The organism is Streptomyces aureus, assembly GCF_000725495.1.
Classification (GTDB): Bacteria; Actinomycetota; Actinomycetes; order Streptomycetales; family Streptomycetaceae; genus Streptomyces; species Streptomyces aureus_B.
The window spans coordinates 57,821-81,568 of the sequence record NZ_JNZD01000023.1; the positions used below are offsets into that span (position 1 = coordinate 57,821).

At 71.1% G+C, this 23,748-nt stretch carries 19 protein-coding genes; 18 read left to right on the forward strand and 1 reads right to left on the reverse strand.

From position 1 onward, the window contains the following. The 14 genes from IO36_RS25585 (at position 1) to IO36_RS25650 (ending at position 16,277) form a co-directional block, all read left to right on the forward strand. Positions 1 to 1,953 (forward strand): peptidoglycan D,D-transpeptidase FtsI family protein, encoded by a 1,953-nt coding sequence (locus IO36_RS25585; protein ID WP_280923756.1) that lies wholly within the window; start codon positions 1 to 3, stop codon positions 1,951 to 1,953. A gap of 204 nt (positions 1,954 to 2,157) precedes the next feature. Then, the gene (locus tag IO36_RS25590; RefSeq protein WP_037623301.1) at positions 2,158 to 3,678 is read left to right on the forward strand and encodes a UDP-N-acetylmuramoyl-L-alanyl-D-glutamate--2,6-diaminopimelate ligase; all 1,521 of its coding nucleotides are present in this window, start codon (positions 2,158 to 2,160) and stop codon (positions 3,676 to 3,678) included. A gap of 4 nt (positions 3,679 to 3,682) precedes the next feature. Further along, on the forward strand, positions 3,683 to 5,089 hold the full coding sequence (locus IO36_RS25595) for a UDP-N-acetylmuramoyl-tripeptide--D-alanyl-D-alanine ligase (RefSeq protein ID WP_037623302.1): 1,407 nt from the start codon (positions 3,683 to 3,685) through the stop codon (positions 5,087 to 5,089). Continuing rightward, the gene (gene mraY / locus IO36_RS25600; RefSeq protein ID WP_037623376.1) at positions 5,089 to 6,159 is read left to right on the forward strand and encodes a phospho-N-acetylmuramoyl-pentapeptide-transferase; all 1,071 of its coding nucleotides are present in this window, start codon (positions 5,089 to 5,091) and stop codon (positions 6,157 to 6,159) included. The genes IO36_RS25595 and mraY overlap by 1 nt, the downstream gene beginning before the upstream one ends. Beyond that, a complete protein-coding gene (murD, locus tag IO36_RS25605) occupies positions 6,141 to 7,568 on the forward strand; it encodes a UDP-N-acetylmuramoyl-L-alanine--D-glutamate ligase (RefSeq protein WP_037623303.1) in 1,428 nt (475 codons plus the stop codon). Before mraY ends, murD begins: the two co-directional genes overlap by 19 nt. 68 nt (positions 7,569 to 7,636) lie before the next feature. Beyond that, entirely contained in the window at positions 7,637 to 8,998 is a 1,362-nt protein-coding gene (gene ftsW / locus IO36_RS25610) for a putative lipid II flippase FtsW (RefSeq protein ID WP_037623304.1), read from the forward strand. Between the two features lie 6 nt (positions 8,999 to 9,004). Further along, positions 9,005 to 10,096 carry an undecaprenyldiphospho-muramoylpentapeptide beta-N-acetylglucosaminyltransferase gene (gene murG / locus IO36_RS25615; RefSeq protein WP_037623306.1) on the forward strand — a complete coding sequence of 364 codons (1,092 nt, stop codon included), beginning with the start codon at positions 9,005 to 9,007 and terminating at the stop codon, positions 10,094 to 10,096. Positions 10,097 to 10,121: 25 nt separating this feature from the next. After that, the gene (locus IO36_RS25620; RefSeq protein WP_037623307.1) at positions 10,122 to 10,907 is read left to right on the forward strand and encodes a cell division protein FtsQ/DivIB; all 786 of its coding nucleotides are present in this window, start codon (positions 10,122 to 10,124) and stop codon (positions 10,905 to 10,907) included. Positions 10,908 to 11,182: 275 nt separating this feature from the next. Next, positions 11,183 to 12,376 carry a cell division protein FtsZ gene (gene ftsZ, locus IO36_RS25625; protein ID WP_037623308.1) on the forward strand — a complete coding sequence of 398 codons (1,194 nt, stop codon included), beginning with the start codon at positions 11,183 to 11,185 and terminating at the stop codon, positions 12,374 to 12,376. Then, the gene (pgeF, locus tag IO36_RS25630) at positions 12,373 to 13,110 is read left to right on the forward strand and encodes a peptidoglycan editing factor PgeF (RefSeq protein ID WP_037623309.1); all 738 of its coding nucleotides are present in this window, start codon (positions 12,373 to 12,375) and stop codon (positions 13,108 to 13,110) included. Before ftsZ ends, pgeF begins: the two co-directional genes overlap by 4 nt. Before the next feature lie 6 nt (positions 13,111 to 13,116). Beyond that, positions 13,117 to 13,836, forward strand: a complete 720-nt coding sequence (locus IO36_RS25635) for a YggS family pyridoxal phosphate-dependent enzyme (protein WP_037623310.1) — start codon at positions 13,117 to 13,119, stop codon at positions 13,834 to 13,836. A 129-nt stretch (positions 13,837 to 13,965) separates the two neighbouring features. After that, entirely contained in the window at positions 13,966 to 14,607 is a 642-nt protein-coding gene (locus tag IO36_RS25640) for a cell division protein SepF (RefSeq protein WP_037623311.1), read from the forward strand. 52 nt (positions 14,608 to 14,659) lie between these two features. Further along, positions 14,660 to 14,947: a YggT family protein gene (locus IO36_RS25645; protein WP_037623312.1), complete on the forward strand. Its 288-nt coding sequence runs from the start codon at positions 14,660 to 14,662 to the stop codon at positions 14,945 to 14,947. 55 nt (positions 14,948 to 15,002) lie between these two features. Beyond that, positions 15,003 to 16,277, forward strand: coding sequence for a DivIVA domain-containing protein (locus IO36_RS25650; protein WP_037623313.1), 1,275 nt, complete (start codon positions 15,003 to 15,005; stop codon positions 16,275 to 16,277). A gap of 456 nt (positions 16,278 to 16,733) precedes the next feature. Here the strand turns inward: IO36_RS25650 and ileS are convergent, their stop codons facing one another. Beyond that, positions 16,734 to 19,877 (reverse strand): isoleucine--tRNA ligase, encoded by a 3,144-nt coding sequence (gene ileS / locus IO36_RS25655; RefSeq protein ID WP_037623314.1) that lies wholly within the window; start codon positions 19,875 to 19,877, stop codon positions 16,734 to 16,736. Positions 19,878 to 20,461: 584 nt separating this feature from the next. Here ileS and IO36_RS25660 point away from each other — a divergent pair. The 4 genes from IO36_RS25660 to IO36_RS25675 all read left to right on the forward strand — a co-directional run bounded on the left by IO36_RS25660 (position 20,462) and on the right by IO36_RS25675 (position 23,670). After that, entirely contained in the window at positions 20,462 to 21,355 is an 894-nt protein-coding gene (locus IO36_RS25660) for a TraR/DksA C4-type zinc finger protein (protein WP_037623315.1), read from the forward strand. Positions 21,356 to 21,479: 124 nt separating this feature from the next. Then, complete coding sequence (gene lspA, locus IO36_RS25665) at positions 21,480 to 22,103, forward strand: signal peptidase II (RefSeq protein WP_037623316.1); 624 nt, start codon at positions 21,480 to 21,482, stop codon at positions 22,101 to 22,103. Between the two features lie 122 nt (positions 22,104 to 22,225). Further along, complete coding sequence (locus tag IO36_RS25670) at positions 22,226 to 23,170, forward strand: RluA family pseudouridine synthase (RefSeq protein WP_037623317.1); 945 nt, start codon at positions 22,226 to 22,228, stop codon at positions 23,168 to 23,170. Beyond that, entirely contained in the window at positions 23,167 to 23,670 is a 504-nt protein-coding gene (locus tag IO36_RS25675) for a GNAT family N-acetyltransferase (RefSeq protein ID WP_051900948.1), read from the forward strand. The genes IO36_RS25670 and IO36_RS25675 overlap by 4 nt, the downstream gene beginning before the upstream one ends. The last annotated feature ends 78 nt before the right edge of the window (positions 23,671 to 23,748 follow it).

Here is a 23,748-nt window from a genome sequence, read left to right on the forward strand (position 1 = left end):
GTGTCCGACAGGGAACCGCCGCGCCGTCGGGTGCCCGGCCCCGCCAGGCCCGCACGCCCCGCCGGCCGGAGCCGGCCGGGCCCCGGCGGACGCCCCGTGCGCCGCCCGGCCCCCGCCCGCTCCGACGGCCCGCGCGTCATCCGGCTCGGCAGCCCCCGCCCGCGTCTGCGCATGGTCAGCCTCGCGCTGACCCTGGTGATGATCGCGTTCGTCGTACGGCTGCTCCAGGTGCAGGCGGTGGACGCCGGCACCTACGCCGCCAAGGCCGAGCAGAACCGGTACGTGGGGCGCACCCTGGCCGCCGAGCGCGGCGGGATCACCGACCGCGACGGCGTCGAGCTGGCCACGAGCGTGGACGCGTACGACATCACGGCCGACCCGACGATGTTCACCCGCGAGGCCACCAAGGTGGACGACGCCCCCGAACAGGCCGCGGCCCTCCTCGGTCCGATCATCGGCCAGGACGTCGACACCGTCGCCAGGAAGCTGCGGACGAAGAACACCCGCTACACCCTCCTGGCGCACCGTCGCACCCCCCAGGTCTGGCAGCAGATCAAGGACCTCAAGAGCACGCTCGCGGCCAAGGCCGGCACCGGCGGGGGCACCGTCAACGTCCTCGCGGGGGTCCTCGCGGTCCCGGCCAGCAAGCGCGTCTACCCGAACGGCGACCTCGCCGCCGGGATACTGGGCTGGGTCAACGCCGAAGGCAAGGGCGGCGGCGGGATCGAGCAGCAGCTGAACAAGGACCTCACCGGCAAGGACGGCAAGATCCGCTACGCCCAGTCCGGCGGCCGCCAGGTGCCGACCGTGGGTTCCACCGAGACACCGGCCGTGGCCGGTTCCGACGTCGAGCTCACCATCGACCGGGACATCCAGTGGGCCGCGCAGGACGCCATCTCCCAGCAGGTGAAGAAGTCCCGGGCGGACCGCGGCTACGTGATAGTGCAGGACACGCGGACCGGCCAGGTCCTCGCCATGGCCAACGCGCCCGGCTTCGACCCCAACGACCTCACCCAGGCCAACGCGGCGGCCATGGGCAACGCGGCCCTTCAGGACGCCTACGAGCCCGGCTCCACCGCCAAGCTGATGTCGATGGCCGCCGTCCTCCAGGAGAACGTGGCGACCCCCGGGACCCATGTCGTCGTGCCCAACCGGCTGCACCGCGGCGACCGTCTCTTCCAGGACGACGTCGACCACAAGACCTGGAACCTGACGCTCAACGGCGTGCTCGCCATGTCCAGCAACATCGGCACCATCCTGGCGACCGGCCAGCTCGGCAAGACCCAGAAACAGGCCAACCAGGTCCTCTACTCGTATCTGCGCAAGTTCGGCATCGGCAGCCACACCGGGCTCGGCTTCCCCGGCGAGACGGCGGGCATCCTCGCCCCCGCCGACAAGTGGTCGACCTCGCAGCAGTACACGATCCCTTTCGGCCAGGGCATGTCGATCAACGCGATGCAGGCGGCCTCCGTCTACTCCACGATCGCCAACGGCGGCGTCCGCATCGAGCCCACCCTGGTGCGCGGCACGAAGGGGCCCGACGGCCGCTTCGTCCCCGCGCCCGCGCCGAAGAAGAACCGGGTCGTGAGCGAGAAGACGGCGAAGACACTCGCACAGATGCTGGAGTCCGTGGTGGACGACAAGCAGGGCACCGGCATCAAGGCGCGCATCCCCGGGTACCGGGTCGCGGGCAAGACGGGTACGGCCAACCGCGTGGATCCGGCCACCGGCAAGTACCACGGCTACACCTCCTCGTTCGCCGGTTTCGCCCCGGCCGACAAGCCCCGGATCACCGTCTACTGCGCGATCCAGAACGCCACGAAGGGCCTCTACTACGGCGGCCAGATCTGCGGACCCGTGTTCAAGCAGGTGATGGAGTTCGCCCTCAAGACCCTTCAGGTCCCGCCCACCGGAGCCAAGGCGGCCCGGCTGCCCGTCGACTTCACGCCGTGACCGCCCCCGACCGCACGCCCTGATCAGCACCCACGCACAACGGACCAGGAACCACTCGTGACATCGATCACCCCGGACCCCGGGAACCAGCCCGCCCCGCGGACCCCGTCCGCGCCCTCGCTTCGCCCCGGCGGGGGTGAGCCCGGTACGCTCACCGCCGTGCCACAAGCTGATCAGTCCCAAACCACCCAGAAGGGCGTTCCCGTGACCATTCCGGGGCCGCCGCGTCCGGTTCACGTCTCCGCCATCCCCGTCGCGGAGCTGGCCGATCAGCTGGGTGCCGAGAACCCGGGGAGCGACGCCGGGGTCACGGGCATCACCCATGACTCCCGGGCCGTGCGCCCCGGCGACGTGTACGCCGCGCTGCCCGGCGCCCGCCTGCACGGCGCCGACTTCGTGACCCAGGCGGCCGGCCTCGGCGCCGTCGCCGTGCTCACCGACCCGACCGGCGCCGAGCGCGCCGCGGCCACCGGTCTGCCCGTCCTCGTCGTGGAGGACCCGCGCGGCTCCATGGGCGAGCTCGCGGCGACCATCTACGGCCACCCGGGGCGCGATCTCCTCCAGATCGGCATCACCGGCACCTCCGGCAAGACCACGACGGCCTACCTCGTCGAGGGCGGTCTGCGGACGGTCCGCTCCACCGGCCTGATCGGCACGGTGGAGATGCGCATCGGCGACGAGCGCATCAAGTCGGAGCGCACCACGCCCGAGGCCACCGACCTCCAGGCCCTGTTCGCCGTCATGCGCGAGCGCGGGGTCGACTCGGTCGCGATGGAGGTCTCCAGCCACGCGCTGGTCCTCGGCCGCGTCGACGGCTGCGTCTTCGACGTCGCCGTCTTCAACAACCTCAGCCCGGAACACATGGAGTTCCACACGGGCATGGAGGACTACTTCCAGGCCAAGGCGCAGCTGTTCACCGCCCGGCGCAGCCGGCTGGGCGTCGTGAACTTCGACGACGAGTACGGCCGCAGGCTCGCCGGCGAGGCCACCGTCCCGGTCGTCACCTTCTCCGCCGAGGGCCACCCAGACGCCGACTGGCGCGCCGAGGAGGTCGAAGTCGGCCCGATGGACTCCACGTTCACCGCGGTCGGCCCCAAGGGCGAGCGGATCACCGCCCGCTCGCCGCTCGCCGGCCCCTTCAACGTGGCGAACACCCTCGCCGCGATCGTCGCCCTCGCGGCCGCCGGGATCGACGCGCAGACCGCGGCCGACGGCATCGCCGCCGTCCCCGGGGTCCCGGGCCGGCTGGAGCGCGTGGACGAGGGCCAGCCCTACCTCGCCGTAGTCGACTACGCCCACAAGACGGACGCCGTCGAATCCGTCCTGCGCGCCCTGCGCAAGGTGACCGAGGGCCGGCTGCACGTGGTCCTCGGCTGCGGCGGCGACCGCGACCGGACCAAGCGCAAGCCGATGGGCGCGGCCGTGGCCCGGCTCGCCGACACCGCCGTCCTCACCTCCGACAACCCCCGCTCCGAGGACCCGCTCGCCATCCTCGCCACGATGCTGGCGGGAGCCGCCGAGGTACCGGCCCACGAGCGGGGCGAGGTCCAGGTCTTCGAGGACCGGGCCGCCGCGATCGCCGCGGCCGTCGCGCGCGCAAAGCCGGGCGACACCGTCCTGATCGCGGGCAAGGGCCACGAGCAGGGCCAGGACATCGCCGGGGTGGTGCGTCCCTTCGACGACCGCCAGGTGCTCCGCGAAGCTATCCAGCAGACCCAGGGATGAACTTGTGATCGCCCTCTCTCTCGCCGAGATCGCAGCAGTCGTCGGCGGGCAGACGTACGACATACCGGATCCGGAGCTCCAGGTCACCGGACCGGTCGTCAGGGACTCCCGTGAAGTGGAGTCCGGCAGCCTCTTCGTCGCCTTCGTCGGCGAACGCGTGGACGGCCACGACTACGCCGAGGCGGTGATCGAGGCAGGCGCGGCCGCCGTCCTGGCGTCCCGCCCCGTCGGCGTGCCCGCCGTCGTCGTCGACGACGTGCAGACGGCCCTCGGCGCCCTCGCCCGCCACGTCGTCGAACGGCTCGGCGCGACCCTCGTGGCCCTCACCGGCTCCGCGGGCAAGACCAGCACCAAGGACCTGATCGCCCAGGTCCTCGGGAGCAAGGCGCCGACCGTCTTCACACCCGGTTCCCTCAACAACGAGATCGGACTGCCGCTCACCGCGCTCAGCGCCACCGAGGAGACGAAGTTCCTCGTGCTGGAGATGGGCGCCCGCGGCATCGGCCACATCCGCTATCTGACGGAGCTCACCCCTCCGCGGATCGGGCTCGTGCTGAACGTGGGCACCGCGCACATCGGCGAGTTCGGCGGCCGGGAGCAGATCGCGCAAGCAAAGGGCGAGCTCGTCGAGAGCCTTCCCGAGGACGGCGCCGCGATCCTCAACGCGGACGATCCCCTCGTACGCGCCATGGCGTCGCGCACGAAGGCGCGCGTGATCCTCTTCGGAGAGTCCGGCGAAGCGGACGTACGGGCCGAGAACGTCCGGCTCACGGAGAGCGGACAGCCTTCCTTCAGTCTTCGCACACCCTCCGGGTGCAGTGATGTGACCATGCGCCTGTACGGTGAGCACCACGTGTCGAACGCGCTCGCCGCGGCCGCCGTCGCCCATGAGCTGGGCATGTCCGCAGACGAGATCGCCCGCGCGCTCTCCGAGGCGGGCTCCCTCTCCCGCTGGCGGATGGAGGTCACCGAGCGTCCGGACGGCGTGACGGTCGTCAACGACGCCTACAACGCGAACCCCGAGTCGATGCGGGCCGCCCTGCGCGCGCTCGCGGCCATGGGCAAGGGGCGTCGCACGTGGGCGGTGCTCGGTCAGATGGCCGAGCTCGGGGACGAGGCGCTCGCCGAGCACGACGCGGTCGGACGGCTTGCCGTCCGGCTCAATGTCGGCAAGCTCGTCGCGGTCGGGGGCAGGGAAGCGTCCTGGCTGCAACTGGGCGCATATAACGAGGGTTCGTGGGGTGAGGAGTCGGTGCACGTGTCCGACGCACAGGCGGCTGTCGACCTGTTGCGCAGCGAGCTGCGCCCAGGGGACGTCGTGCTCGTGAAGGCGTCCAGGTCCGTCGGGCTGGAACGGGTGGCGCTCGCGCTGCTCGCCGACGGTACCGAGGGTGAGGTTTCCGCCCGATGATGAAGCAGATCCTGTTCGCGGGAGTCCTCGGTCTGTTCCTGACCCTGGCCGGCACTCCGCTGCTGATCAAGCTGCTGGCCCGCAAGGGCTACGGCCAGTACATCCGCGACGACGGCCCGCGCGAGCACGCCAGCAAGCGCGGTACGCCGACCATGGGTGGTATCGCCTTCATCCTGGCGACGATCGCCGCGTACTTCCTGAGCAAGATCATCACCGGTTACGCGCCGACCTACTCGGGTCTGCTGGTGCTGGGCCTGATGTTCGGCATGGGCATGGTCGGCTTCCTGGACGACTACATCAAGATCGTCAAGCGGCGTTCGCTCGGTCTGCGGGCCAAGGCGAAGATGGCCGGGCAGCTGATCGTGGGCATCTCCTTCGCGGTGCTCGCGCTGATGTTCCCGGACAACCGAGGCAACACCCCGGCCTCCACCAAGCTGTCGTTCATCACCGACTTCGGCTGGACCATCGGCCCGGTGCTGTTCGTGCTCTGGGCGCTGTTCATGATCCTCGCGATGTCGAACGGCGTGAACCTCACCGACGGTCTCGACGGTCTCGCCACCGGCGCCTCCGTACTCGTCTTCGGCGCCTACACGTTCATCGGCGTCTGGCAGTTCCAGGAGTCCTGCGCCAACGCGACGACCCTGACCAACCCCGGCGCCTGCTACGAGGTGCGCGACCCACTGGACCTGGCCGTCGTGGCCTCCGCGCTGATGGGCGCCTGCCTGGGCTTCCTGTGGTGGAACACGTCGCCCGCCAAGATCTTCATGGGCGACACCGGCTCGCTCGCCCTCGGCGGTGTCCTCACCGGCCTGGCCATCCTCTCCCGCACCGAGCTGCTGGTGGCCATCATGGGCGGCCTGTTCGTCCTCATCACCATGTCGGTCGTCATCCAGGTCGGCTCGTTCCGGCTCACCGGGAAGCGCGTCTTCCGCATGGCACCGCTGCAGCACCACTTCGAACTCAAGGGCTGGTCCGAGGTCCTCGTGGTGGTCCGCTTCTGGATCATCCAGGGAATCTGCGTGATTGTCGGACTCGGCCTCTTCTACGCAGGATGGGCAGCCAAGAAGTGACCGACTGGCAGGGAAAGCACGTCACCGTCGCCGGCCTCGGCGTCTCGGGAATCCCGGCGGCCAAGGTCCTGCGCGGCCTCGGCGCGATCGTCACCGTCGTCAACGACGGCGACGACGAACGGGCCCGTGCGCAGGCCGCCGAGCTGGAGGCGCTCGGCGTCACCGTGCGCCTCGGTGACGGCGCGACCCTGCCCGAGGGCACCGAGCTCATCGTCACCGCGCCCGGCTGGCAGCCGGACAAGCCGCTGTTCACCGCGGCCGCCGCGGCGGGCGTCCCGGTCTGGGGCGACGTCGAACTCGCCTGGCGGCTGCGGGAACTGGACGGCAGGAAGCCGGCCCCCTGGCTCGCGGTCACCGGCACCAACGGCAAGACCACGACCGTCCAGATGCTCGCCTCCATCCTGAAGGCGGCGGGACTGCGCACGGCCGCCGTCGGCAACATCGGCGTCTCCCTCCTCGACGCGGTCCTCGGCGAGGAGGAGTACGACGTCCTCGCCGTCGAACTCTCCAGCTACCAGCTCCACTGGGCGCCCTCGCTGCGCGCCCACTCCGGGGCCGTGCTGAACCTCGCGCCCGACCACCTGGACTGGCACGGCTCCATGGAGGCGTACGCCGCCGACAAGGGCCGTATCTACGAGGGCAATCGGATCGCCTGCGTCTACAACGTGGCCGACAAGGCCACCGAGGACCTGGTGCGCGCCGCGGACGTCGAGGAGGGCTGCCGCGCCGTCGGCTTCACCCTCGGTGCCCCCGGACCCTCCCAACTCGGCGTCGTGGACGGCATCCTGGTCGACCGCGCCTTCGTCGAGAACCGGCAGAAGAACGCCCAGGAGCTGGCGGAGGTCTCCGACGTCACTCCGCCCGCCCCGCACAACATCGCCAACGCCCTTGCCGCGGCGGCCCTCGCGCGTGCCTTCGGGGTGCCTCCCCGGGCCGTACGGGACGGACTGCGGGACTTCACCCCCGACGCGCACCGCATCGCGCACGTGGCCGACGTGGACGAGGTCGCCTACGTCGACGACTCCAAGGCCACCAACACGCATGCCGCGGAAGCCTCCTTGGCGGCCTACGAGTCGATCGTGTGGATCGCCGGCGGCCTCGCCAAGGGAGCGACCTTCGACGAGCTGGTCGCCCGGTCGGCGAAGCGGCTGCGGGGCGTCGTCCTGATCGGCGCGGACCGCGCGCTGATCCACGAAGCCCTCACACGACACGCCCCCGAGGTACCGGTCGTCGACCTCGGTCGGACCGACACTGGGGCGATGCTCGCGGCGGTCCAGGAGGCCAGGGGGCTCGCCGAGCCCGGGGACACGGTGCTGCTGGCCCCGGCCTGCGCGTCCATGGACATGTTCGCCAACTACAACAAGCGCGGTGACGCGTTCGCGGAGGCGGTCCGCGAACTCGGCGCCTGACCCGGTTGCCTGGCCGGGCGGACCTGGGAGGGACGGACGCGTGACATCGCTGTGGCCCGGAGACCCCGATGCCGACTAGCCGGACCGGCCGCCCTCCCGTACCGCGGGCCGGCCGGCCCGCCGCCGCCGGGGCGCTCCGCGACAATCCCGTACGCCGTCTGTACCTGCGTGCCCGAAAGGCCTGGGACCGGCCGCTGACCGCCTACTACCTGATCCTCGGCGGCAGCCTGCTGATCACCGTGCTGGGGCTCGTGATGGTCTACTCGGCCTCGCAGATCACGGCCCTCCAGCTCTCGCTGCCCGGATCGTTCTTCTTCCGCAAGCAGTTCCTGGCCGCCCTGATCGGCGGTGTGCTGCTGTTCGCCGCCTCCCGGATGCCGGTGAAGCTGCACCGGGCGCTGGCCTACCCGATCCTGGCGGGCGCCGTCTTCATGATGGTCCTCGTGCAAGTGCCCGGGATAGGGCTCTCGGTCAACGGCAACCAGAACTGGATCTCGCTGGGCGGCTCGTTCCAGATCCAGCCCAGCGAGTTCGGCAAGCTCGCGCTCGTGCTCTGGGGCGCCGACCTGCTCGCCCGCAAACAGGACAAGCGGCTGCTGACCCAGTGGAAGCACATGCTGGTCCCGCTCGTGCCCGCCGCCTTCATGCTGCTCGGCCTGATCATGCTCGGCGGCGACATGGGCACCGCGATCATCCTCACGGCCATCCTGTTCGGGCTGCTGTGGCTGGCCGGGGCGCCCACCCGGCTGTTCGTGGGCGTGCTGTCCGTCGCCGTGGCGATCGGCTTCGTCCTCATCAAGACGAGCCCCAACCGCATGTCCCGGCTGGCCTGCATCGGGGCCACCGAACCGGGACCGCACGACACCTGCTGGCAGGCCGTGCACGGCATCTACGCCCTCGCCTCCGGCGGCCTCTTCGGCTCCGGCCTCGGCGCCAGCGTGGAGAAATGGGGCCAACTGCCCGAAGCGCACACCGACTTCATCTTCGCCATCACTGGGGAGGAACTGGGCCTCGCGGGGACGCTGTCGGTGCTCGCCCTGTTCGCCGCTCTAGGCTATGCGGGTATCCGCGTGGCCGGACGCACGGAGGACCCCTTCGTCAGGTATGCCGCGGGAGGCGTGACCACCTGGATCACGGCCCAGGCCGTGATCAACATCGGTGCGGTGCTCGGTCTGCTGCCGATCGCCGGAGTCCCGCTCCCGCTGTTCTCCTACGGAGGTTCCGCCCTGCTGCCGACCATGTTCGCCATCGGGCTCCTGATCGCCTTCGCGCGTGACGATCCCGCTGCGCGGGCGGCTCTCGCGATGCGGCAACCCCGCTTTGGCAGAAAGCGGGGTGCGGTGAGAGAGTCCGCAAGGGCCGCGGGGCCCCGGAGATGGAACACGATGCGACGGAGTGCCTCTGCGGCGCGTTCGTCCGGAGAGCGGTGAATTTCGGTGCATGTCGTACTCGCCGGCGGGGGGACCGCCGGCCACATCGAGCCCGCGCTCGCCCTCGCGGATGCCCTGCGCAGGCAGGACCCGACCGTGGGGATCACGGCCCTGGGCACGGAACGGGGTCTGGAGACCCGCCTCGTGCCCGAGCGCGGCTACGAACTCGCGCTGATCCCGGCCGTACCGCTGCCGCGCAAGCCCACCCCGGAACTGATCACCGTCCCCGGGCGGCTGCGCGGCACGATCAAGGCCGTCGAGCAGATCCTGGAGCGGACCAAGGCGGACGCGGTCGTCGGCTTCGGCGGCTACGTGGCCCTGCCCGGCTATCTGGCGGCCAAGCGCCTTGGTGTGCCGATCATCATCCACGAGGCCAACGCCCGGCCCGGACTGGCCAACAAGATCGGATCGCGGTACGCGGCCCAGGTCGCCGTGTCCACGCCCGACAGCAAGCTCCGCGGGGCGCGGTACATCGGCATCCCGCTGCGCCGCTCCATCGCCACCCTGGACCGGGCCGCCGTACGGCCCGAGGCGCGCGCCGCGTTCGGGCTCGACCCGAACCTGCCCACGCTCCTGGTGTCCGGCGGCTCGCAGGGCGCCCGCCGCCTCAACGAGGTGGTCCAGCAGGCGGCTCCGTACCTCCAGCAGGCCGGGATCCAGATCCTGCACGCGGTGGGCCCGAAGAACGAACTGCCGCAGGTGCACCAGATGCCGGGGATGCCCCCGTACATCCCGGTACCGTACGTGGACCGGATGGATCTCGCGTACGCCGCGGCCGACATGATGCTCTGCCGCGCGGGCGCGATGACCGTCGCCGAGCTCTCCGCCGTCGGACTGCCCGCCGCCTACGTCCCGCTGCCCATCGGCAACGGCGAACAGCGGCTGAACGCCCAGCCGGTGGTCAAGGCCGGCGGCGGACTGCTGGTCGACGACGCGGAGCTGACCCCGCAGTGGGTCCAGCAGAACGTGCTGCCCGTGCTCGCCGACCCGCACCGGCTGTACGAGATGTCGCGCGCCGCCGGTGAGTTCGGCCGCCGCGACGCCGACGACCTGCTCGTCGGCATGGTGTACGAGGCCATCGCCTCGCGTCATCGCTAGGACCGCATGAGGGAAGGCAGGGAGCGTGGCCGGACCGAGGACCGCCGAGCGCGGTGAACGGCAGAAGCTGGAGTCCGGCCCGCCCCGGCCGCCCCTCGTCGGGCGGCTCCGACGCCTTCGTAGGCTCATCGTCCTTTTGCTCGCTCTGGTGTTGGCCGGGGCCGCCACGGTGTGGATCCTCTACGGTTCTCCCTGGCTGCGCACGGAGCGCGTCACGGTCTCCGGGGTGCGCGTGCTGACCGAGGCGCAGGTGCGGCGGGCGGCCGGAGTGCCGGTCGGATCCCCGCTCGTCTCCGTCGACACGGACGCGATCGAGGCGCGGCTGCTCAGGGAGTTGCCCCGCATCGACTCGGTCGAGGTCGACCGTTCCTGGCCCCACGGAATCGGTCTGAAAGTGACCGAACGGACACCCGTCCTCGTCATCGCGAACGGGGCGAAATTCGTCGAAGTGGACGCCGAGGGCGTGCGGTTCGCCACCGTGTCCGCCGCCCCGAAGGGCGTGCCCGCACTGGAACTCGCGGTCTCGAAGCGCTCCGCGCCGAGCCGCTTCCCCGCCGCCCGGCTGGTGCGCGAGGCGGTGCGGATCGCCGGGGACGTTCCGGACCGGGTCGCCCGTGACACCCGTACCGTCAAGGTCCGTTCCTACGACGCCGTCTCACTGGAGTTGAGCGGCGGCCGGACCGTGGAGTGGGGCAGCGCGGAGCGGGGCCGGGCGAAGGCCAGGACCCTCCTTGCTCTCATGAAAGCCGATCCCGGGGCCCGTCACTTCGACGTCAGCGCCCCCACAGCCCCCGCCTCGTCCGGCAGTTGACCCGCATCAGTGCAGGCCAGCACCCTGGTTGGGCAGTGCTGCGCCTGATCACATAGGGTGAAAAGAAAAACGGGAGGTTCGGCGTGTTCGTTGAACGCGCGCCACTTGTCGACTTAGTGTCCTGTTCGGAAGAGTCCAAGGAACAGACACACTGGTAACCCTAAACTTCAGCGTTAGGGTTCGGGTCGGCGTTCGGACCGTCCCACTCGGCATCAGTCGTCGGATCGCGAGCGTGCGAGGCGGCGACACGTAACTCGAGGCGAGAGGCCTTCGACGTGGCAGCACCGCAGAACTACCTCGCAGTCATCAAAGTCATCGGTGTCGGCGGCGGTGGTGTCAATGCCATCAACCGGATGATCGAGGTCGGTCTCAAGGGCGTCGAGTTCATCGCCATCAACACCGACGCACAGGCGCTGTTGATGAGCGACGCCGACGTCAAGCTCGACGTCGGCCGGGAACTCACCCGCGGACTCGGCGCCGGCGCCAACCCGGCCGTCGGCCGCAAGGCCGCCGAGGACCACCGCGAGGAGATCGAGGAGGTCCTCAAGGGGGCCGACATGGTCTTCGTGACCGCCGGAGAGGGCGGCGGCACCGGTACCGGCGGCGCGCCCGTCGTGGCCAACATCGCCCGCTCGCTGGGCGCGCTCACCATCGGCGTGGTCACCCGCCCCTTCACCTTCGAGGGCCGGCGCCGCGCCAACCAGGCCGAGGACGGCATCGCGGAGCTCCGCGAAGAGGTCGACACCCTCATCGTCATCCCGAACGACCGGCTGCTGTCGATCTCGGACCGCCAGGTCTCCGTCCTCGACGCCTTCAAGTCGGCGGACCAGGTCCTGCTCTCCGGTGTCCAGGGCATCACCGACCTGATCACCACGCCCGGTCTGATCAACCTCGACTTCGCCGACGTCAAGTCCGTCATGTCCGAGGCCGGTTCGGCGCTCATGGGCATCGGCTCCGCCCGCGGCGACGACCGCGCGGTGGCGGCGGCCGAGATGGCCATCTCCTCGCCGCTGCTGGAAGCCTCCATCGACGGCGCCCGCGGCGTCCTGCTGTCCATCTCCGGCGGCTCCGACCTCGGTCTGTTCGAGATCAACGAGGCGGCCCAGCTGGTCAGCGAGGCGGCGCACCCCGAGGCCAACATCATCTTCGGCGCGGTCATCGACGACGCTCTCGGCGACGAGGTGCGGGTCACCGTCATCGCCGCCGGCTTCGACGGCGGGCAGCCGCCGGCCAAGCGGGAGAACGTCCTCGGCTCGGCCACGGCCCGGCGCGAGGAGCCGGCCGCCCAGCGTCCCGCGGAGAGCCGGCCGTCCTTCGGGAGCCTCGGCAGCGTCACCCCCAAGGAGCCGGCGCCCGAGCCCGCCCCGGAGCCGGTCAGCGAGCTGCCGGTGTCCCCGCCGGTCCCGCCGTCCCGCTCCTACTCGGACAGCACGGCCGAGGAACTGGACGTGCCGGACTTCCTGAAGTGATAGGACAGCGCTCCGCAGCGAGCAACGCGAGCGGCGCCCACTTCGCCTTCACCGACCGGTGGGGCGGGGTGAGCGCCGTTCCGTACGAGGAGCTCAACCTCGGCGGGGCGGTCGGCGACGACCCCGCCGCCGTGCGCGCCAACCGGGACCTCGCGGCGAAGTCGCTCGGGCTCGACCCGGCCCGGGTCGTGTGGATGAACCAGGTGCACGGGCCGGAGGTGGCGGTCGTCGAGGAGCCCTGGGGCGCCTCGGAGGTCCCCGCCGTCGACGCGGTCGTCACGACGCGCCGCGGGCTCGCGCTCGCCGTCCTCACCGCGGACTGCACGCCCGTCCTGCTGGCCGACCCCGTCGCGGGTGTGGCCGCCGCCGCGCACGCGGGACGGCCCGGAATGATCGCCGGCGTGGTTCCCGCGGCCGTGCGGGCCATGGTGGAGCTCGGCGCCGATCCGGCCAGGATCGTCGCCCGCACCGGACCCGCCGTCTGCGGACGGTGCTACGAGGTGCCGGACGCGATGCGCGCCGAGGTCGCCGCCGTCGAGCCCGCCGCGTACGCCGAGACCTCCTGGGGGACGCCCGCGGTCGACGTGACGGCAGGGGTGCACGCGCAACTGGAACGGCTCGGCGTGCGGGACCTGGAACGGTCACCGGTGTGCACGCGCGAGTCGGGAGACCACTTCTCGTACCGACGGGACCGCACCACCGGGCGGCTCGCGGGATATGTCTGGCTGGACTGATGGGGCATGACGGACCGTAAGGCTCAACTCGCCGCGAACCTGGCGAATGTGGAAGAGCGCATCACGGCGGCGTGCACGGCCGCCGGTCGCAAGCGCGAAGAGGTGACCCTGATCGTGGTCACCAAGACCTACCCCGCCAGTGATGTGCGGATCCTGTCGGAACTCGGTGTACGGCACGTGGCCGAGAACCGGGACCAGGACGCCGCGCCGAAAAGCGCGGAGTGCTCGGATCTGCCCCTCTTGTGGCATTTCGTCGGCCAACTGCAGACCAACAAGGTGCGTTCTGTGGTCGGTTACGCGGATTTCGTGCAGTCCGTCGACCGTGCCCGTCTTGTCACCGCCCTCTCCAAGGAGGCGGTGCGGGTGGAGCGCGAGGTGGGATGCCTGATCCAGGTCGCGCTGGACGCCCAGGAGAGCGGCCGCGGCGAACGGGGCGGCGTGGGGCCGGGCGGGGTCGAGGAGTTGGCCGAGCTCGTCGCCCGCTCCCCGGGACTGCGGCTCGACGGGCTGATGACCGTCGCGCCGCTCACCGGCGAATACGCCGGGCGTCAACGACAGGCGTTCGAGCGGCTGATGGATTTGTCGACTGTCGTGCGCCGCGCCCATCCGGCTGCGAACATGGTCTCGGCAGGGATGAGCTCGGATCTCGAACAGGCCGTGGCGGCCGGAGCGACACATGTACGCGTCGGTACTGCGGTACTCGGACTCCGACCCGGCCTCCGGTAACGTCGCCAAGAAGTCGGACCACAGCAGAAAATATGGTCATTACCGCCAAATGCGGGCATAACGACCTCGTGGATCGCGGGCACTTGGCAATTCGTCAGCCGATCCACCACAGAGCGGAGGACTCAGAGAATGGCCGGCGCGATGCGCAAGATGGCGGTCTACCTCGGCCTCGTGGAGGACGATGGGTACGACGGCAGGGGATTCGACCCCGACGACGACTTCGAGCCCGAGCTCGACCCGGAGCCCGAGCGTGACCGGCGACGGCACGAGGCGCCGCACCAGTCGCACCAGGTGCACGCGCCGCAAAGGGACGAACCGGTACGAGTGGTGCAGCCCCCGGCGCCTCGTGACCCGGTGCCGCATTCGGCCTCGCTCGCGGCGGAGTCCGGGCGTCCGGCACGCATCGCCCCCGTGGCGTCCATCACACAAGAACGTCAGAGCCTGGAGAAGAACGCCCCGGTGATCATGCCCAAGGTCGTGTCGGAACGAGAGCCGTACCGGATCACCACGCTGCACCCCCGGACGTACAACGAGGCCCGTACCATCGGGGAACACTTCCGTGAGGGCACCCCGGTGATCATGAACCTGACGGAGATGGACGACACCGACGCGAAGCGACTTGTCGACTTCGCCGCCGGTTTGGTCTTCGGTCTGCACGGAAGCATCGAGCGGGTGACGCAGAAGGTGTTCCTGTTGTCGCCTGCTAACGTCGATGTCACGGCGGAGGACAAGGCCCGCATCGCAGAGGGCGGGTTCTTCAACCAGAGCTGAGACGCAGTACCGGGAACACCGCAGGGAAACAGGGGAGAGGGAAGCACGGATCATGAGCGTGGTCGGGCAGGTCTTCTACATCGCGCTGATGTGCTTCCTCATCGTGCTGATTTTCCGGTTGGTCATGGACTACGTCTTCCAGTTCGCCCGCTCATGGCAACCTGGCAAGCCGATGGTGGTCGTTCTGGAGGCCACCTACACTGTCACCGATCCACCGCTCAAGCTTCTGCGGCGGTTCATTCCGCCGCTGCGTCTCGGGGGCGTGGCGCTTGACCTGTCCTTCTTCGTACTGATGATCATCGTCTTCATCTTGATCAGACTTACGCAGAGCCTGATGTGAGCGATGTGAACGATACGGTCTTGCCGAATGCCGACGACTACGTTGAGGTGAAGAGATGCCGTTGACCCCCGAGGACGTGCGGAACAAACAGTTCACGACCGTCCGCCTCCGAGAAGGCTATGACGAGGACGAGGTCGATGCCTTCCTCGACGAGGTCGAAGCCGAACTGACCCGCCTGCTCCGCGAGAACGAGGATCTGCGCGCCAAGCTGGCCGCGGCCACGCGCGCGGCCGCGCAGAACCAGCAGCAGCAGGGTATGCGCAAGCCGCCGGAGGGGCCGGACCAGCAGGGCCCGCCGCAGGGTATGCGAGGGCCCGGCGCTCCTGTGCCCGCCGGGATATCAGGCCCGCCGCAGGGCATGGGCGGCCCCATGGGCGGCCCGCCTCAGCTGCCGAGTGGTGCCCCCGCGCTGCCCGCCGGCCCCAGTGGCCAGGGCGGCCCGCAGGGTCAGGGCCCGATGGGTCAGGGTCCGATGGGCCAGGGCCCCATGGGTCAGGGTCCGATGGGTCAGGGTCCGATGGGCCAGGGCCCCATGGGTCAGGGTCCGATGGGCCAGGGCCCCATGGGTCAGGGTCCGATGGGCCAGGGTGGTCCCGGCCAGATGCAGCCGATGGGTGGCCCGATGGGCGGTCCCATGGGCGGTCCGATGGGTGGCCCCATGGGTGGTCCGATGGGCGGTCCCATGGGTGGTCCGATGGGCGGCCCCGGTCAGCAGATGCAGCAGCAGGGTCCCGGTGGCGACAGCGCCGCGCGTGTCCTCTCGCTCGCCCAGCAGACCGCCGACCAGGCGATCGCCGAGGCGCGCTCCGAGGCCAACAAGATCGTCGGTGAGGCCCGCAGCCGCGCCGAGGGTCTGGAGCGCGACGCCCGTGCCAAGGCCGACGCCCTGGAGCGGGACGCGCAGGAGAAGCACCGCGTCGCGATGGGCTCGCTCGAGTCCGCCCGCGCCACGCTGGAGCGCAAGGTCGAGGACCTGCGCGGCTTCGAGCGCGAGTACCGCACGCGTCTGAAGTCCTACCTGGAGTCGCAGCTGCGCCAGCTGGAGACGCAGGCGGACGACTCGCTCGCCCCGCCGCGCACTCCGGCCGCCGCGTCGCTGCCGGCGTCCTCCGCGCCCTCGATGGCTCCCGCGGGAGCCGGTGCGCCGTCCTACGGCGGCAACCCGGGCATGGGCGCGCCGTCGCAGGGCGGACCGTCCTACGGCGGGCAGCAGCAGATGTCGCCCGCGATGACCCAGCCGATGGCTCCGGTGCGGCCCCAGGGCCCGTCGCCGATGCAGCAGGCGCCCTCGCCGATGCGCGGGTTCCTCATCGACGAGGACGACAACTGACGGCGGCCGACACGCCATAGGCGTCGGCAGCATTCAGGGCGGGGCCCCCGGATTCCGGGGGCCCCGCCCTTTTGCCTACCCGGAAACGCCTTGAAAGGCCCCAGGAAGCGCCATCACGGCCACGCGGGCCAATCTCTCCCCTCGCGCCCCGACAGGCCCTGTACCGCTCTCCTGTCCTCTCGGTCACGCAGGACTCCAGCCCCTCCGGCGTCTGAGGAGCGGGGCCCGGGGCGGAGCCCCGGGGACGGGAAGGGTAGGGGCGGAGGGGGTGAGAACCAGCGGCCGGGACCGACACGCGGCCCGGGCGGCTCCGCCGAGCAGCGGCAGGCCCGCACGGCCGGCGTGGCGCTCGGCGCGGGACGCGGGGCCCGGGGCGGAGCCCCGGGAAGGCCGAAGGCCCGGGGCCGCCAGGAGAACCTGGTGACCCCGGGCCTTCGTGCTCGGGTGCGAGTTCCGTCACGCCTTGCGGAGGCGGAACACCAGCGAAAGACCCTCGTCGGTGAACGGCTCCCCGAACGCCCCGTCGGCCTCGCCCTGAGCGAAGTCCGTCGCGAGGACCTCGTCGGCGATGAGCCCCGCGTGCTCGCCGAGCGCCGCGATGACCGCCGGGTCCGTGGACGTCCAGCGCAGCGCGATGCGGTCGGCGACGTCGAGGCCGCTGTTCTTGCGGGCCTCCTGGATCAGCCGGATCGCGTCACGGGCGAGCCCCGCCTGCCGCAGCTCCTCGGTGATCTCCAGGTCGAGGGCGACGGTCGCGCCGGAGTCGGACGCCACCGACCAGCCCTCGCGGGGGGTCTCCGTGATGATGACCTCGTCCGGGGCCAGGGACACGCTCTCGCCGCCGACCTCCACCGACGCGGTGCCCTCGCGCAGCGCCAGGGACAGGGCCGCGGCATCGGCCTGGGCGATGGCCTTCGCCACATCCTGGACGCCCTTGCCGAAGCGCTTGCCCAGCGCGCGGAAGTTCGCCTTCGCGGTGGTGTCCACGAGTGAACCGCCGACCTCGGAGAGCGACGCGAGGGAACTCACGTTCAGCTCCTCGGTGATCTGCGCGTGCAGCTCGGGGTCGAGCGTCGCGAAGCCGTTCGCCGCGATCAGCGCGCGCGACAGCGGCTGACGGGTCTTGACGCCGGACTCCGCGCGCGTGGCCCGGCCGAGCTCGACGAGCCGGCGCACCAGCACCATCTGGCGCGAGAGCTCCGGGTCGATCACGGACAGGTCCGCCTCGGGCCAGGTCGACAGGTGCACGGACTCCGGGGCGTCCGGGGAGACCGGGACGATCAGGTCCTGCCAGACCCGCTCGGTGATGAACGGGGTCAGCGGGGCCATCAGCCGCGTGACCGTCTCCACGACCTCGTGCAGCGTGCGCAGCGCGGCCTTGTCGCCCTGCCAGAAGCGGCGGCGGGAACGGCGCACGTACCAGTTCGAGAGGTCGTCGACGAACGCCGACAGGAGCTTTCCGGCGCGCTGGGTGTCGTACGCCTCCAGAGCCTGCGTCACCTGGTCGGTGAGCGCGTGGAGTTCGGACAGCAGCCAACGGTCCAGGACCGGACGGTCCGCGGGGGCCGGGTCGGCCGCGCTGGGCGCCCAGTCGCTGGTGCGGGCGTACAGGGCCTGGAAGGCGACGGTGTTCCAGTACGTCAGGAGGGTCTTGCGGACGACCTCCTGGATGGTGCCGTGGCCCACGCGCCGGGCCGCCCACGGGGAGCCGCCGGCCGCCATGAACCAGCGCACCGCGTCGGCGCCGTGCTGGTCCATCAGCGGGATCGGCTGCAGGATGTTGCCCAGGTGCTTGGACATCTTGCGGCCGTCCTCGGCGAGGATGTGGCCGAGGCACACGACGTTCTCGTACGAGGACTTGTCGAAGACCAGGGTGCCGACGGCCATCAGCGTGTAGAACCAGCCGCGCGTCTGGTCGATGGCCTCGGAGATGAACTGGGCCGGGTAGCGGCTCTCGAAGATCTCCTTGTTCTTGTACGGGTAGCCCCACTGCGCGAACGGCATCGAACCCGAGTCGTACCAGGCGTCGATGACCTCGGGCACGCGGGTCGCCGTCAGGCCGCAGCCGCCCTCGGGGCAGGGGAAGGTCACCGCGTCGATGTACGGGCGGTGCGGGTCCAGCTCCGACTGGTCGGTGCCGGTCAGCTCGGACAGCTCCGCGCGCGAGCCGACACAGGTGAGGTGGCCCTCCTCGCAGGTCCACAGCGGCAGCGGGGTGCCCCAGTAACGGCTGCGCGAGAGCGCCCAGTCGATGTTGTTGTTCAGCCAGTCGCCGAAGCGGCCGTGCTTGACCGACTCCGGGAACCAGTTGGTGCCCTCGTTCTCCTCCAGGAGACGGTCCTTGACGGCCGTCGTGCGGATGTACCAGGAGGGCTGCGCGTAGTACAGCAGCGCGGTGTGGCAGCGCCAGCAGTGCGGGTAACTGTGCTCGTACGGAACGTGCTTGAAGAGCAGGCCGCGTTCCTGGAGGTCCTCGGTGAGCTTTTCGTCCGCCTTCTTGAAGAAGACACCGCCCACCAGCGGCACGCTCTCCTCGAAGGTGCCGTTCGGGCGGATCGGGTTGACCACCGGGAGGCCGTACGAGCGGCAGACCTTGAGGTCGTCCTCACCGAAGGCGGGGGACTGGTGGACCAGACCCGTACCGTCTTCGGTCGTCACGTACTCGGCGTTGACCACGAAGTGGGCGGGCTCGGGGAACTCGACGAGCTCGAACGGACGTTGATACGTCCAGCGCTCCATCTCGGCACCCGTGAAGGACTCGCCCGTGGTCTCCCAGCCCTCGCCGAGCGCCTTCTCGATGAGCGGCTGCGCGACGACGAGCCGCTCCTCGCCGTTCGTCACGACGACATAGGTGACACCCGGGTGGGCGGCGACCGCCGTGTTGGACACCAGGGTCCACGGGGTGGTCGTCCACACCAGGAGCGAGGCGCGGCCGGCCAGCGGACCGGAGGTGAGCGGGAAACGGACGTACACGGAGGGGTCGACGATCGTCTCGTAGCCCTGGGCGAGCTCGTGGTCCGACAGACCCGTCTCGTCACGCGGGCACCAGGGCGCCACGCGGTAGTCCTGGACCAGCAGGCCCTTGTTGAAGATCTCCTTGAGCGACCACCACACGGACTCGATGTACTCGGGGTCCATGGTCCGGTAGGCGTCCTCGAGGTCGACCCAGTAGCCCATGCGGTTGGTCAGCTCGGTGAACGCGTCGGTGTGGCGGGTCACGGACTCGCGGCACCGGTCGTTGAACTCGGCGATGCCGAACGCCTCGATGTCCTGCTTGCCGGTGAAGCCGAGCTCCTTCTCGACCGCCAGCTCCACCGGGAGGCCGTGGCAGTCCCAGCCGGCCTTGCGGGCCACGTGGTAGCCGCGCATCGTGCGGAAGCGCGGGAAGACGTCCTTGAAGACGCGCGCCTCGATGTGGTGGGCGCCCGGCATGCCGTTGGCGGTGGGCGGGCCTTCGTAGAATACCCACTCCGGCCGGCCCTCGGACTGCTCGAGGCTCTTGGCGAAGATCTTCTGCTCACGCCAGAAGTCGAGCACGGCGTGCTCGAGTGCGGGCAGGTCGACCTGGGCGGGCACCTGGCGGTACGTCGGCGCTGTCATCGGCGAGCTTCCTCCAACGGACTTTCTGCCTTCCGTCGGAGGGACGAGAGCCGTCTTGCTACGGACGCCGTGTGCGGCGCGCTCCCGCGGTACCACCCTCCTTGGCCCTCCGGTACGCCGTTCGTGCCGGTGAGCCCCCTCATTGGGGTCGCGATGCCGGGTCTACTGGCCCCCACGGGGGTGTTCTGCCGGCGGCTCCGGGGTGATCTTCACGTCGCGCTCGCCCCCGGGCTCCCACCGTCCCCGGGTCGCTCCTGGCCGCGTACGCCGCTACTCGTCCCCATCCACGCTTCTCGCTGCGCCCAGTGTACGGCGCCCCGGGGACGGCGGCCGACCGGATTTCCCGGGCGCCGCCGTGGCCTGCGCGATGACCCGAACGGCCTCGGGCGCGCGTCCGGATCACGGGACGTCGGTCCCGGCGGATTACCCGGCGGGGAGCTGGGCACAACGGAGGCAGACTCCCCGCGCGGGGCTCGCGCGGAGGGCGGATCGTGGGCGGGCCCCCGTTGCCGCGGGCCGGAAGTCGATTTATCGTCCCAGCACGATTCGCGAGCAAGATCACAATATGTGAAGGGGCCGCGGCCATGGTGGCGAAGAAGACCGCCGTACAGCAGTCGGCGTCGGGCAGATCCACGGATGCGGCGGCCAGGGACGCGGGTGGGAGGAAGGGAGCGCGGGCGGCCTCGGAGACCGCCGGGGCGAAGCCGGTGAAGCGGGCCTCCCGCAAGGCGGCACCGTCCGCGCGGACCGCGTCCGCGAAGCCGGGCGGGACGGCGGCCTCCTCCGGGGAGGCGCCCACGAAGGCCACGGACGGGAAGGCCGGCACCGGGAAGGCGGCGGGGAAGCCGGGGTCCGCGAAATCGGCGTCCTCCGCGTCCGCGGCGAAGAGGAACAGCGGCGGCTCGGCGAGGAAGAGCACCGGTACGGCCAGGAGGACGGCCGCTCCGGCGGCCCAGGGCGCGGCCGAGGCCGCGAAGACGACGGGAGCCACGACAGTGGTTGCGAAGAAGACCCGGGGCGCGGCCGCGGCCGCCAAGAAGACCACCGCGGTACCGAAGGCGAGGATCGCCGCCCTGGAGCCCGGCGAGCTCGCGGTGCGGCCCGGGGAGGACCCCTGGACGCCGGACGAGGTCGGGGCCGCCCGCGCGGAGCTCCAGTCGGAGGTGCTGCGCCTGGGCGCCGAGATCTCCTCGTCCGAGGAGGGGCTGGCGGGCCTGATGCGCGACTCGGGCGACGGCGCCGGCGACGACGAGGCCGACACCGGTACGAAAAACATCACACGCGAGCACGAGATGGCGCTCAACGCCAACGCGCGCGAGATGCTGGAGCAGACCGAGCGCGCCCTGGACCGTCTCGACGCGGGCACCTACGGGCTCTGCGAGAACTGCGGCAACGCCATCGGGAAGGCCCGTATGCAGGCCTTCCCGCGCGCCACCCTGTGCGTGGAGTGCAAGCAGAAGCAGGAACGCAGGCACTGAGTTCAGGGCGCCGCGGGGGAGCGCCGGCGCCCCGCCGCGGTGATCGCTCCTGAGCATGGGTGCCCGCGCGCGTGTGCCGTACCCTCGTCCTCAGTCAGGAACCTAGGTCGAGGGACTCACTCACGTGGCAGAGGCGGAGCGCATCATCGGTACGCCGGACATTCCAGGGGCGGCGGGGGCCGAACCGGAGCAGTCCGGCGGGAACGCGGTGTCCGGCGACCGGTCCGGCGCCGCCGCGCCGGCCCCGGCCGAGCGGCCCAGGGGCAAGCGCAGGATCGCCGTGCTGTTCACGGTGGCCGTCCTCGCGTACGCCCTCGATCTCGTCAGCAAGATGATCGTGGTGGCGAAGCTGGAGCACCACGACGCCATCGACATCGCCGGGGACTGGCTGAAGCTCGAGGCGATCCGCAACGCGGGCGCCGCCTTCGGCTTCGGCCAGGCGTTCACTGTCATCTTCACGGTGATCGCCGCGGCCGTGATCGTCGTGATCGCCCGGCTCGCCCGCAAGCTCTACAGCGTGCCGTGGGCCATCGCCCTCGGCCTGCTGCTCGGCGGCGCGCTCGGCAACCTGACCGACCGCATCTTCCGCTCGCCCGGCATCTTCGAGGGCGCGGTCGTGGACTTCATCGCGCCCAAGCACTTCGCCGTCTTCAACCTCGCCGACTCGGCGATCGTCTGCGGCGGCATCCTCATCGTGCTGCTGTCCTTCCGGGGCCTGGACCCGGACGGAACGGTCCACAAGGACTGACCCGCACCCGCCCCCCGGGGCGCGTCGCCGGGCCCTCGGACAGGGTTCCGGGCGCCCCGGCCGGGCACGGGCCTCCCGGGCCGTGGTCCGGGGGTGCCGGAGCCGTCCGGCATACTCGACGGGTGAGTACGATTCCCGAGATCCGCACCCTGCCCGTGCCCGACGGCCTGGAGGGCGAGCGTGTCGACGCCGCCATCTCCCGCATGCTGGGCTTCTCCCGTACCAAGGCCGCGGAGCTCGCCGCGGCGGGCAAGGTGACGATCGACGGATCGGTCGTCGGCAAGTCCGAGCGCGTGCACGGCGGCGCCTGGCTCGAGGTCGAGATGCCCGGGGCCCCGGCGCCCGTGCAGATCGTCGCCGAGCCCGTCGAGGGCATGGAGATCGTCTACGACGACGACGACGTCCTCGTGATCGTCAAGCCCGTCGGCGTGGCCGCGCACCCCAGCCCCGGCTGGTCCGGCCCGACCGTCATCGGCGGCCTCGCCGCCGCCGGCTACCGCATCTCGACCTCCGGTGCCGCGGAGCGCCAGGGCATCGTCCACCGCCTCGACGTGGGCACCTCGGGCCTGATGACGGTCGCCAAGTCGGAGCACGCGTACACCTCGCTCAAGCGCCAGTTCAAGGAGCGCACGGTCGACAAGCGCTACCACGCGCTCGTCCAGGGCCACCCCGACCCGACCAGCGGCACCATCGACGCCCCCATCGGACGCCACCCGAACCACGACTACAAGTGGGCGGTCACGGCCGAGGGCAAGCCCTCCGTCACGCACTACGACCTGGTCGAGGCGTTCCGCGCCGCCTCCCTGCTCGACATCAAGCTGGAGACCGGGCGCACCCACCAGATCCGCGTCCACATGTCCGCCCACCGCCACCCCTGCGTCGGCGACCTGACCTACGGCGCGGACCCCACGCTCGCCAAGCGCCTCGGCATCACCCGCCAGTGGCTGCACGCGGTGCGGCTCGGGTTCGAGCACCCCGCGGACGGCCGGTGGGTGGAGTTCGAGAGCGACTACCCCGACGACCTCCAGCGGGCGCTCGACAAGGTCCGTGAGGAGAGCTGGGCGTGAGCGGCGCTCCGGACGGCCCGGCGGGCGTCCTCCCGGCGAGCGCGTACGAGGTGCGCGTCGCCGAGCACCCCGGGGACCGTGAGGCCTGCTTCGCGGTGCGCAAGGACGTCTTCGTCGGCGAACAGGGCGTGCCCGAGGACATCGAGTACGACGCCTACGACCCCGGCGCCCTGCACGTGCTGGCCGTCCGCGAGGACGGCGTCCCCCTCGGCACCGGCCGGCTCCTGGAGGGCGAGGCGGCCGCGGCGAAGGTCGGCGGGGATCCGGCCGTCGGCTCGCTCGGGCGGCTCGCCGTGACCCGCGCGGCACGCGGGCTCGGCGTCGGCGCCGCGCTCGTGCGGGCCATCGAGGCCGCCGCCCGCGCGCGGGGACTGGCCGCCGTGGACCTGCACGCCCAGACCCACGCGCTGGGCTTCTACGAACGGCTCGGATACGTGGCCTACGGTCCGGAGTTCGCGGACGCGGGAATGCCGCACCGCGCGATGCGCAAGGCGCTGTGAGCCCGGGATCGCCGTGACCGCGTGGCAGGCTTGGGGTCTGGTTCGCCTTTGATCGTCTAGACCCCGCCGGAGCGCTGA

Excerpts from the sequence above, each read along its gene's own strand:
- mraY (WP_037623376.1), top strand. The coding sequence starts at position 5,089 with ATGAAGCAGATCCTGTTCGCGGGAGTCCTCGGTCTGTTCCTGACCCTG.
- ileS (WP_037623314.1), bottom strand. The coding sequence starts at position 19,877 with ATGACAGCGCCGACGTACCGCCAGGTGCCCGCCCAGGTCGACCTGCCC.
- murD (WP_037623303.1), top strand. The coding sequence starts at position 6,141 with ATGGGCAGCCAAGAAGTGACCGACTGGCAGGGAAAGCACGTCACCGTC.
- IO36_RS25635 (WP_037623310.1), top strand. The coding sequence starts at position 13,117 with ATGACGGACCGTAAGGCTCAACTCGCCGCGAACCTGGCGAATGTGGAA.
- IO36_RS25650 (WP_037623313.1), top strand. The coding sequence starts at position 15,003 with ATGCCGTTGACCCCCGAGGACGTGCGGAACAAACAGTTCACGACCGTC.
- ftsW (WP_037623304.1), top strand. The coding sequence starts at position 7,637 with ATGCCGACTAGCCGGACCGGCCGCCCTCCCGTACCGCGGGCCGGCCGG.
- IO36_RS25660 (WP_037623315.1), top strand. The coding sequence starts at position 20,462 with ATGGTGGCGAAGAAGACCGCCGTACAGCAGTCGGCGTCGGGCAGATCC.
- IO36_RS25640 (WP_037623311.1), top strand. The coding sequence starts at position 13,966 with ATGGCCGGCGCGATGCGCAAGATGGCGGTCTACCTCGGCCTCGTGGAG.
- IO36_RS25645 (WP_037623312.1), top strand. The coding sequence starts at position 14,660 with ATGAGCGTGGTCGGGCAGGTCTTCTACATCGCGCTGATGTGCTTCCTC.